Genomic DNA, 10,185 nt, shown 5'->3' on the forward strand with positions numbered 1-10,185 from the left:
TTTGTCAGGCTGTATTTGAAAGCAATATGATTAACCTGAGAATATCGATACTTTGAAAAGCTTTTAAAGTCCCAAGAAAAAGCTACTTAGGCAGTTTTTCATTGCTTTTTAGATAGCTGCTTGTAATGTTTTTTCAGCAATATCAATAAAGCGCTGGTAGTATAATCCCACTTTTTCGGTGCATTTATTGTCTTGTTTTAATTGTTTTTCTAAATCTGAAGCTGCTTTTTTAAGCATCGGCACACCACAATAACTACACCCCCCGTGAAGCTTATGTACCAGTGCTTTGAGTCTCTCAGCATTTTTTTCTTGATATGCCTGTTTGATTTGCCTGATATCCTTAGGTAAAGTCTTCATCAATGCCTGTAGCATCTCTTGTGCGAATTCACCATCACCCCCTGCTAATTGAGCGCCTAATTCCATATCAATTAACATCTGATCTGATGATCCATCTGTTGATTTATTTTTATTTACATCATGCATTTGGCTTTGTTGTTGATTGCTCTTTCCCTGGTCTCCATCAACGTGTAAGAAACGCTTAATTAATGTATTGATGCTTTCTCCATCCACTGGTTTTATCTGTACAGCATCAAATCCACTTTCAAGCAACTGCTTATCCTGACCTTCAAGCACATCTGCGGTAATCGCCACAATCGGTACCTCTTGATAACTGGGTAAATCATGTATTTTTTGACACAACTCAATTCCATCCATCTCTGGCATCTGTACATCGGTCATGATCATATCAAATGTATGCGATTTTACTAAATCCAAAGCTTCAGCCCCACTTGTTGCGGTATAAACATTAAGCTCCTGGTTCTCTAAGAATACTTTTAGTAACTTTAAATTCACCTGGTTATCATCCACTGCCAAGACTTTATACTGCTGCACCTTTTCTTTAGTGATTTTCGCTTTTGGCACAGATGATAATCCCGCTTTGTGCTCAATAAGCCTTTGTTGTCGTAACAGCAATATATCCTCAAGCTGAGACTGTCTAAATGGATAACTCAAATAAGTATCTATTTTTGCTGCCTGAATTAAGTCGGCCAGGCTGCTTTCAGCTGCATTGGCATAGAGAATAATTTTCGCATGGCTGAAGGATTGAATATCCATAACAAGTGATTGATACAGCTTCTTTGCTTCTGGCAGTGTATTGTAACAAAGAAAAATAAAATCAATATGGTGCTTTTCAGCTAAATAATCAATCAATGCTGGATCATTTTGAAAATGCTTTGCCGCTATATTAAAATGAGCAAGACTTTTCACGAGCGCACGACCTGCAAAACGGGTTTGATCAAAGACAACTACCTGTTTTTGATGTAAATCAGGTAAAATGGCAGCTTCTTTTTTATCCACACATCCTAAATTGACATAAAAGGAAAAACAGGCACCCTCACCAAGCTGACTGTCTACATCAATCTCACCGCCCATCTGTTCAATTAAGTTTTTGCTAATGGTTAGACCAAGTCCTGTGCCGCCATATTTACGACTAGTCGATAAATCAGCTTGTGTAAAGGCATTGAATAGTTTGACTTTTTGCTCTTTGGATAAACCAATCCCTGTATCACGTATGGCAACGGCTAAAGTGAGTTTATTTTTTGTTTCACTTCTTACGTGTATATCAATAGTAATCCCACCTTTTTGCGTAAATTTAAGCGCATTACCTGTCAAGTTGGTAAGAATTTGCGCAAATCTCAATGGGTCTCCAATCACCATTAAAGGCAATTGCGGATCAACAAATAATGCAAATTCTAATTGCTTTGCAATTACTTGTGGTTTAAACAGCATAATACTATCTTCAATATTTTTTAGAATATCAAATGTGTGCTGCTCTAAGACTAAGCTGCCTGATTCTATCTTAGAAAAATCCAAAATATCATTAATAATCCGCAATAAATGTTTTGAAGACTGACTGATTGTGTAGACATACTCTTTTTGTGTTGATGTAAGCTTGCTGTTATTTAAAAGCTCTAGAAAACCTAAAATACCATTCATGGGTGTACGAATCTCATGACTCATATTTGCCAAGAATTTGCTCTTGATTTGACTTGCTTCAATCGCCTCTTTGCGTGCTTGATCTAATTGGACATTTTGTGTCTCAATCATCTTGAGTGTTTTTCTCAAGTTTGCTGTGGCCTGCTCCACATTACGCTGCATTTCCTGGTGAGAGTTTCGTAAAGAAAAAGCCATATTATTGATACCCTCTTCTAACACCTTCATCTCACCAGGTGGGTTTGTGTGTACCTGGGTATCTAAAAAACCATCCCGAATGCGCTTAACAGCGTTGATAATGACAAAAAGTGGATTAATTAAATCCCCACCTAAACGCAAACCAAACAAAATACTAATCGTTAAGCCAATCAATGCAATCAACAGTGTCGCAATAATTGCCTGGTATTGGTTTACGATTGTTCTTTTTTGTGACAGTGTGACTGCAATCCAGCCAATTCGTTGGTCATTATCTTCATAGACCTGCTTAAGTTTTCCAGTAATCATATCCAAAGAGCGTGCAATAACAGGTGCAATAAATTGAATACTGTCTTTATTTTTAAACACTAAAATCTTTTTGGTGATGAGATTTTGCTGTTGTATAAAGAAATTATCCGTAATCTGTGGGATCCTGCCACTAAATGTCAGTAACTTACCATCGGCATTATATACTGCAGCCATGCTAACATCCTGATAAGACAGGATACTGTCAGTAATATTTTGCAGGATCAATTTATTATTCAAATACAACCCATACTCAGAAGCGGCAACAAGCTCAGTTGCAATCGATTCACCTCGAATATACAAGTTACGTTCTAAGTCTGAAAACCGCATACTGATAAAGTAAAATCCCAGCAACAAAGACACAGTTAATGTCGGTACGATTGTCAGTAGGATCATTCGCCCGCGAATACCCACTTTTTCAAGCATTGAACGGCAAGCCCTTAGCCAATTATGGATATTATCAAGTATATACCATCCACAAGCCATTGCACGATGAAAGTTCGCCTTTCTTTTAACCTTTTTTTGGGATCATTTAGAGCTTACGCCAATGTTTTGTGCCTTGTAAATAAACAGGCAAAGCATCACGATCCATTGATTGATCATGTGCTTGATATTCCTGCTTAATAAGCGGAAAGAGATATTGTGTATCCGGGCAATATTCTGTTTCATCCGGTAGAATAAAATCTTCCACCTGATCACCGATTAATACCGCTGGTGCAAATGCATGTAATGCTGCAACCAGCTGGCTTGGCGTATCACTGTATTCAGCAATTGTCCTTATATCCTCTGATGCGCTAATCTCATATAACCCAAGATAAACATCACCCATGCGTGCATCTAATACGATCGCAATTCTACGTTGACCTGTTTTATAAAAATGATTAATTGCCGAAGCCTTCATACTTGAGAAACCAATAACAGGCACAGATAACGGTAGTGACATTGCATGCATAATAGAGGCGGCTAAGCGTACCCCAACAAAACTACCAGGCCCCACACCATAAGCCAGAAGTTCCACCTTATGTTTCTTAACACCTGCTTTTGTTAAGATTTCATCAATCATTGGCAAAAGGTATTGGTTGTGCTGGCGTGGCAGATAGCTTGTTTGTGTAAAAACCTTTTGGTCAATAAACAAAGAGACACTGGCATAAGCAGTGGACGTATCAATGGCAAGTGTGATCATCGCAACAATAACTTTTTAAAAGGAATTATATACCACCTATAAATCATCGCAAAGTATTTTAAGATTTTTCATTTTCAAGATCTTGCTTAATTACTCTAGGGGTAATAAAGATAAGCAATTCTTTATTATCAAACTTATTGCTCACACTGCTAAAAAGCCAGCCTAGTAACGGAATATCCCCAAGTAACGGGACTTTACTTCGATCACGTGTTTTTGTTTTCTCATAAATACCGCCTAATACTATTGTCTGGCCATCTTTAACCATGAGTTTTGTTTTAATCTCTCTTTTATCCAAGATAGGCTGGTTGGTTACACCCGATGAATCTGTCGTCTCAGCATCTTTAGTAAGTGTGACCTCTAATACGACATAACCATTAGGGGCAATTTGCGGGACAACACGAAGCTCAAGTACCGCTTCTTTAAAAGCAATACTTGCTGCACCTGAAGCACTGGATTCCTGATAAGGAATCTCCTTACCCTGCTTAATATAGGCTTCTGTATTTTCAGAAACGATTAAGTGCGGTGAGGAGACAACTTTAGCGTTACCTTCTGTTTCAAGCGCTGACAATTCAAGTTTTAGTTCAATATCACCGAATAAGCCAAAAAAGGTAATATCTGCATTTGTTGAGCCAGATTTTCCATCAGAAGGCTCGATATAATTCGGTAACACATTGATATTAATATTGGGTTTATCCGGATCAGATGGTTTATATCCCAAGCCTAGTTCAAAAACAGATGATTTTGATACTTCAACAATTCTTGCCTCAATCAGCACCTGATCCAAAGGCTGGTCTAAACTTTCAACCATCGCCGCAAGTTTCTTTAAATATTTTTCAGTATCAGTCACCACCAACATATTCATACGATTATCAGCGATAATATCACCGCGTGCAGATAGCACAGCCAGTGTATTTTTAGTTAACAGATCAGCAATCTGCTGTGCTTTGGCATAGTTTAATTTAATATACTCCGTTTTTAATGGTTCATTAAGCTCAAGCGCTTTTTTTGCCGCAACTTCTTGCTCATTTTGCTTTGCAATCTCGCTGATAGGCGCAATATATAAAATATTTCCCATCTGCTTTTTTCCTAAACCCTTTGATGCCAACACAATGTTTAGGGCATCCTCCCAAGGCACATCCTTTAAATTCAAAGAAATCTCACCGCCGACGCCTTCACTGATAACCAGGTTAAACCCAGCAAATTGCGAAAGGGTTTGCAAAAGCGCTCGAACTGAAATTCCCTGGAATTTCAGCGTAATTTTCTTATTAACATTAAACCCACCTACCTCACTTTGTTTTTTATCAATAAGAATCTCTAACAGGTTCTCTGTCTGCTGTTTTTGATATATAAATGGTGCTGTTATGGTTAATGTCAGCTTTAGATCTGTTGCCTGCTGCTCAACATCAAGACTTGAAGCGATTGTGTTAAAAACACCCATATCGATACGATGCAACCAGTTTTCATCAATCTTTGCATTTTTAAGTGTAATCACCAATGCATCTTCTTTTTTATCAAAAGCCACCACTGGATTTATCGTGCTTGGCAAGGTTAAACTTAAAACACCACCATTATTCAAGCGGCGTTTATAAGTAATGTTTTCTACCTTAGCCAGATTCTGAAGCGCTGTGGTCATATCCTGATGCTGTGTATTTTTATCTTGTGCTTCATTGACTTTTTCGTCTGTCTTTAACGGCGTGATATAAGATAAACTGTCTTCTTTAGGTGATTTTTGGATGGTTTTTTCTTGATCAACATAAGGCAATACATCAATATCTAACGTAATATACTTACCCAACACCAACGGTTTGGCATATAGAAATCCGGCTAAAACAAAATAGCCAAATAATATAATGTAGCTTACGCATTTATATTTCATTTTGATTTTGCAACCGTAGTTTGATAAACCTTTGTTCCCATTTACCGTGTTTATCCTGAACCCGTTCATCCAGCTCAATATACTGTGTAGTTATCTTTATTACTTTTCCATAGTTTTGACCTAAATATTGGCCAGGCTTTACGATAAATGAATGATTATTGTTCACATTGTTAATAATAGCCCAAAATTGCCCTTCTTGCTTAAGCGTGCCAACAAACATCAAATCTTTTAATGGAATATTCTCAAGTGCTGTTTTTTTCCTCGTAAAGTCAGGCTTTAACATATCCTCGCCTTTTAGTCTGGTTTGTGCTTGTAATTGCCGCTTTCTAAGCGATTTTGGGTGCTCAAAAGGATTACGTAAGTTATCAAGTGAAACTTCTTTTATTTGATAAACAGCAACTTCAGGTAATGAAGGGACAGGATTTGCCGGCGTGTTTTTAAGTGTTTGTTTCGTGTATTGTACTAAATCTTTTACATTATCAGGTTTTGTGCAGGCTACAAAAAAAACCAGCACAAACAATAAAAAATAAAGCCGCTTAAACACCTTTGGCTCCTTTTGTTTCTTGATCATGCTTTAAACTATACGCTTTTAGCGTCATAAACATCTGTAAAGCTGTGCCTGCTGCCTGGTTATTTTTAACTGGATTTAATGTATAGGTATCTAATAAAACAATGCGTTGCAAATGCGCAATCTGCATTAAAAATTCACTTAACTGCGCAAAATTGCCTTCACAGACGACATCAATGGTTAATACCATATAATCAGCTGTTGCTTCTAAAGGTTTTGGATGGATAAGCTTAACTCGCAGCCCAACACTATAAGCAATATCCGATAACTGATCAATAAGTTGAGGAAGCTCATTACCCTCAGGCAAATGACTTGCCAAAGACTGGTAGACAGACTTGATTGAGTCAACCTGTTTCTCAATCATTGGCAATGCTTTGCTTTGGGCAACATAGCGAGCATAGGTCTGTTTGTGCTGATTCTCTTGCAATACTAACTGATGATAACGCAAGTATGTCTTGCTAATTAAAAAAAAGTATCCCAGTGCAACAACGATTAAAAATACACAAACTTGTATTATTAATCTAATCCCTAAGGGCTTTTGTGCTAGTTGCATCAATAGTTTATTGTTCATAATCGCTCTCTTTTAATCACTTAAGGCTTTAACGCTGTGTAAAGGAATCGTCACTTCAAAAGCCTGCTCTGTTTCTTTATCAGATGACTGATTAATCAGGTTAATTCGTGATAATGTTGCCTTATCAAAGTAAGGACTCTCATTTAAGTTTCGCATCAGTTGCGCAATGCCTTTGTTACTCTCTGCACGTCCATCGATCAAAAGCGCACTACCTTTGTGTGTAATCGATAACAGATACACATTATCTGGAAGTGCTCTTGATAATGCAGCCCAGCTCATCAATGACTGCTCTTGCTTTTGCTGAAGCGCATTGAGTAGCTTTACCTGGTGTAATAGTGTTTTTTTCTTTGCATTTAGCGAATAAGCCTTATTCACCTTAAACTTTAGCGCTGCATTTTTTTCTTTTAGATAGGTATTACGTGCATTTTGTATTGAAATGCTGTTCATTGCGAATAGAAACCAGACTATTAGTACTAAAATACCAAGCGTAACGCTCATAGCCAACCCATAAGCAAACGCTTTAATTCGGCGTTTAAGCTTATTTTCACGCCAGGGAAACAGATTAACTTCATATAGCATCAGTACATCACCTGTCTTGTGGCAAGCGCCAACGTCAACACATAACTTGAAGGGTGTTCAATAGCATATGGACGCTGTGCACAATTTAATAACGTTGTAAATGGATCAAGCACTTCAATCACTTTTTGTGTAAATTCATGTATCGATGATTCTAACGTATCGATTTCTGCCTTTTCCCCATAAATAATAATCTTGTCAAACTGCAAATTTTTATGGTTAACATCAAAGATTTGAAGGTTTCTAAGCAACCAAGGCAGCATGATCTCAACATATTCTTGATCATTTAATTGCGTACCTAAGCGTTTTTGATCGCTATAATAAATGCGATCCTGATCTAAAAAATGTATTTTGTAGCTGCTGGTATCAAGCCCCACCAATACAAAACAATGCTGCTTGGCCAGCTCAACTTTGTATAAAAGCCTAATAAAGCGTTGTAATGCATAACTGTCAATATCAAGCACCTCAGGACTTAGTCGACATAATTTCGCAAGCTTTTCATAACGTGTCACATGATCTTTATGTGCTGCGACAAGCAAAACAGTCTGTTTATCTTTTGTTTGATCTTGATCAATTACCTGACAATCTAAATAGGTATCTTCGACACTATAGGCAATATAGCGTTCTAAATGTGATAAAATATTGTCATAAATCTGTGATTGGTCTAACGCAATATCAAAATCAATCTCTTTGATAATTGTTTCGGTCGCTGGAATTAAAAATCCGGCATATTGATGTTTAATGCGATGTTTTTTAAACAGATGCCATAAAATTTGTGCAAACGCAGTATAATCAACAATCTGACCATTATCATCGACGCAAGGCTTCTCAAATGCCTGGCTATCTGCTAGTTCAAGCGCATAACCACCATTTTTTTTGCTTAATATCGCAATACGCAAGAACGCATTACTCCATTCAATTGCAATAACAGTCTGAGATTTACGTTGAAAAGGCCATATTGGTAACATATAAAACGTCCATTTTTTGTACTCAACTGTAAGTATAGACCGCTTTATATAGAATAAAAGATTTCAAGAATGATCATTATTTTTATACTAATCACGTCGTCCTTGCTTGGCTGGGATCCACGTGATTACCGTAAGAAACAAAAAGTGCGCAACTTCAGTTAAACATATATTTCATACAAAATTTTTCCAAATTTTATAAAAAACTTACACCTGATAATCATTCTGTCCAAATCCCAGCATTCAGATAGCCTTATTTTTAAAATCAGGTTTAAATAGGCACAAAATTTTAGCGAAAAACAAATCAGAGAATATTATGGCATTACCTAAATACGGACTTCAACCAAATAACGGTGCTGAGCAAAATAATTGCTTATTTATTACATTGGCTAGGATTTATCAAGCTGCTTATCCTGAAGATAGAGACAACAAGCTTACAGAAGAACAATTAGCTGATTCTGGTTTTCAGCTTATTGAAGGCGTAATTAAAAATAGTAATGAAGAAAGCTTACTTCAAGCACTCTGGAGTGACTTAAACCTTGAAAGCCAAGAGTCTTTCCCCGCTGATATCTCTCGCGCAAAAAGTATGATTCTTTCTGAAATATCATGGCAAAAAAGAAATAAAGATCAAACATTACCGGTGGGGCTATTTCGGATATTACCTTTTTTATCTGAAAAGAATTCAAACTTTGCATTCTTTTCAAATGAACATAATATTAACAAACAATTAATAATGCTTTATGACGCTTACCAGCAGTCAATTAGGGATGGCAAACCACTTCACTTTATCTGCCACAATGGCGGACATTTTTCTAATGTATCACCAGAGAATATTAATGTATCTCAAGATGGCACTCCATCAGAAGATGAACTTAAAGCAGGCTTTGCACAAGCGCTTATGGAAATTGATCAAGCTTGTGATAATCCTATTATTGGCGCTCAAAGCTTTGATAATGAACAAAAAAAACAAGCCTTTTATCTTGCCAGCGTTAGTAAGGCATTAGCTGCCGAGGCTTCAAAGCAAAATGAGGCAGGCCTGACAGGCAATAAAGATCACGCTAATGAAATTGCAAACCTTAATAGCAAAGAAGCAACGCGTGATTATTTAAACAAAAAGGGGTTAACTGAGGAAAACGGCTATCATTTGGTTGGTAATGGCAAACTAAATCAGAATACAATTCACTTTGAAAAGAAGAGCACCATCCTTGGCAGAACAGAACAACAATATACGCTTACACAGAATCAAGACGGCAGCCTGCATTTATCAAGTCAAGGTGGCAGTATCGAGCAATTTGCCGATACTTTAATCAAAATTGCAAATGAAAAAGCTCGTAAAAATATCACGCTCAAATTACAAGAAGGTGAATCAGTAAAAACCTACAAAGCGGTCCTTGAAAAATTCAAAGATGCGGGAATAACCGTTAACTTACGGAACCCTTGCGATGATCTTCTAAAAGCCAAGGAAGAAGTTTTTGCAAACCCACAAGAGGCTATTTTTCATCAAGAAGCCGAGCATCAACAAAGGATAGAAGCTTTGAATGAGGATAACCTTGAGTATATAGAAATGCAGGACTTTAACACGAGCCCATCCATCTAACTGTGTAAGAGCCCATCCATCTAACTGTGTAAATTTTTCATGGCCCATCCGTGTCTGCTAAGTATCGTGATTATGAGAAGTGCGTGAGCCCATCCATCTAACTGTGTAAATTTTTCATAGTACTTAAATTCTGCCTTCAAATTTAATTAAAAAATACGGCATTGCTTCACTCCAGCTTCTAATTGGCATTGTCCATTTTTTTGTCATATAGTCAATTGCCAAAAACAAGGTTTTAAATACTGCATTATCATTGGGGAAAGAACGCTTATTTTTCGTTACTTTCCTCAACTGGCTATTCACAGACTCAATTGCATTGGTCGTATAAATGACCCTCCTTTTTTTATACAGGTATTGCA

9 protein-coding genes are annotated in these 10,185 nt (G+C 37.1%); 1 reads left to right on the top strand and 8 read right to left on the bottom strand.

What is annotated here, in order from left to right; translation table 11 throughout:
- Nucleotides 1-108: 108 nt before the first annotated feature.
- The 7 genes from DNK84_RS05685 to pilM form a co-directional block, all read right to left on the bottom strand.
- Nucleotides 109-2,919: an ATP-binding protein gene (locus tag DNK84_RS05685; RefSeq protein WP_162902259.1), complete on the bottom strand. Its 2,811-nt coding sequence runs from the start codon at nucleotides 2,917-2,919 to the stop codon at nucleotides 109-111.
- A 106-nt stretch (nucleotides 2,920-3,025) separates the two neighbouring features.
- Entirely contained in the window at nucleotides 3,026-3,676 is a 651-nt protein-coding gene (tsaB, locus tag DNK84_RS05690; RefSeq protein WP_119343587.1) for a tRNA (adenosine(37)-N6)-threonylcarbamoyltransferase complex dimerization subunit type 1 TsaB, read from the bottom strand.
- Between the two features lie 58 nt (nucleotides 3,677-3,734).
- A complete protein-coding gene (locus DNK84_RS05695; protein ID WP_162902260.1) occupies nucleotides 3,735-5,552 on the bottom strand; it encodes a type IV pilus secretin PilQ in 1,818 nt (605 codons plus the stop codon).
- On the bottom strand, nucleotides 5,542-6,096 hold the full coding sequence (locus DNK84_RS05700) for a pilus assembly protein PilP (RefSeq protein WP_162902261.1): 555 nt from the start codon (nucleotides 6,094-6,096) through the stop codon (nucleotides 5,542-5,544). Before DNK84_RS05700 ends, DNK84_RS05695 begins: the two co-directional genes overlap by 11 nt.
- Nucleotides 6,089-6,691 carry a type IV pilus inner membrane component PilO gene (locus DNK84_RS05705; RefSeq protein WP_119343590.1) on the bottom strand — a complete coding sequence of 201 codons (603 nt, stop codon included), beginning with the start codon at nucleotides 6,689-6,691 and terminating at the stop codon, nucleotides 6,089-6,091. Before DNK84_RS05705 ends, DNK84_RS05700 begins: the two co-directional genes overlap by 8 nt.
- A 12-nt stretch (nucleotides 6,692-6,703) precedes the next feature.
- Entirely contained in the window at nucleotides 6,704-7,270 is a 567-nt protein-coding gene (locus DNK84_RS05710; protein WP_119343591.1) for a PilN domain-containing protein, read from the bottom strand.
- The gene (pilM, locus tag DNK84_RS05715; RefSeq protein ID WP_119343592.1) at nucleotides 7,270-8,235 is read right to left on the bottom strand and encodes a type IV pilus biogenesis protein PilM; all 966 of its coding nucleotides are present in this window, start codon (nucleotides 8,233-8,235) and stop codon (nucleotides 7,270-7,272) included. The genes DNK84_RS05710 and pilM overlap by 1 nt, the downstream gene beginning before the upstream one ends.
- Before the next feature lie 313 nt (nucleotides 8,236-8,548).
- On the opposite strand from pilM, the gene DNK84_RS05720 reads away from it, so the two are divergent.
- The gene (locus DNK84_RS05720) at nucleotides 8,549-9,829 is read left to right on the top strand and encodes a hypothetical protein (RefSeq protein ID WP_119343593.1); all 1,281 of its coding nucleotides are present in this window, start codon (nucleotides 8,549-8,551) and stop codon (nucleotides 9,827-9,829) included.
- A gap of 123 nt (nucleotides 9,830-9,952) precedes the next feature.
- Here DNK84_RS05720 and DNK84_RS05725 read toward each other — a convergent pair.
- A partial coding sequence (locus DNK84_RS05725) for a transposase (RefSeq protein WP_162902262.1) occupies nucleotides 9,953-10,185 on the bottom strand: 233 nt, incomplete at its 5' end.

Origin of the sequence: Facilibium subflavum (assembly GCF_003574485.1) — a bacterium.
Lineage (GTDB): Bacteria > Pseudomonadota > Gammaproteobacteria > Francisellales > Francisellaceae > Facilibium > Facilibium subflavum.

What these genes read in the sequence shown, in the direction of transcription:
- DNK84_RS05695 (WP_162902260.1), bottom strand. Translation starts at nt 5,552, where the DNA reads ATGAAATATAAATGCGTAAGCTACATTATATTATTTGGCTATTTTGTT.
- pilM (WP_119343592.1), bottom strand. Translation starts at nt 8,235, where the DNA reads ATGTTACCAATATGGCCTTTTCAACGTAAATCTCAGACTGTTATTGCA.
- DNK84_RS05705 (WP_119343590.1), bottom strand. Translation starts at nt 6,691, where the DNA reads ATGAACAATAAACTATTGATGCAACTAGCACAAAAGCCCTTAGGGATT.
- tsaB (WP_119343587.1), bottom strand. Translation starts at nt 3,676, where the DNA reads ATGATCACACTTGCCATTGATACGTCCACTGCTTATGCCAGTGTCTCT.
- DNK84_RS05710 (WP_119343591.1), bottom strand. Translation starts at nt 7,270, where the DNA reads ATGCTATATGAAGTTAATCTGTTTCCCTGGCGTGAAAATAAGCTTAAA.
- DNK84_RS05720 (WP_119343593.1), top strand. Translation starts at nt 8,549, where the DNA reads ATGGCATTACCTAAATACGGACTTCAACCAAATAACGGTGCTGAGCAA.
- DNK84_RS05685 (WP_162902259.1), bottom strand. Translation starts at nt 2,919, where the DNA reads ATGCTTGAAAAAGTGGGTATTCGCGGGCGAATGATCCTACTGACAATC.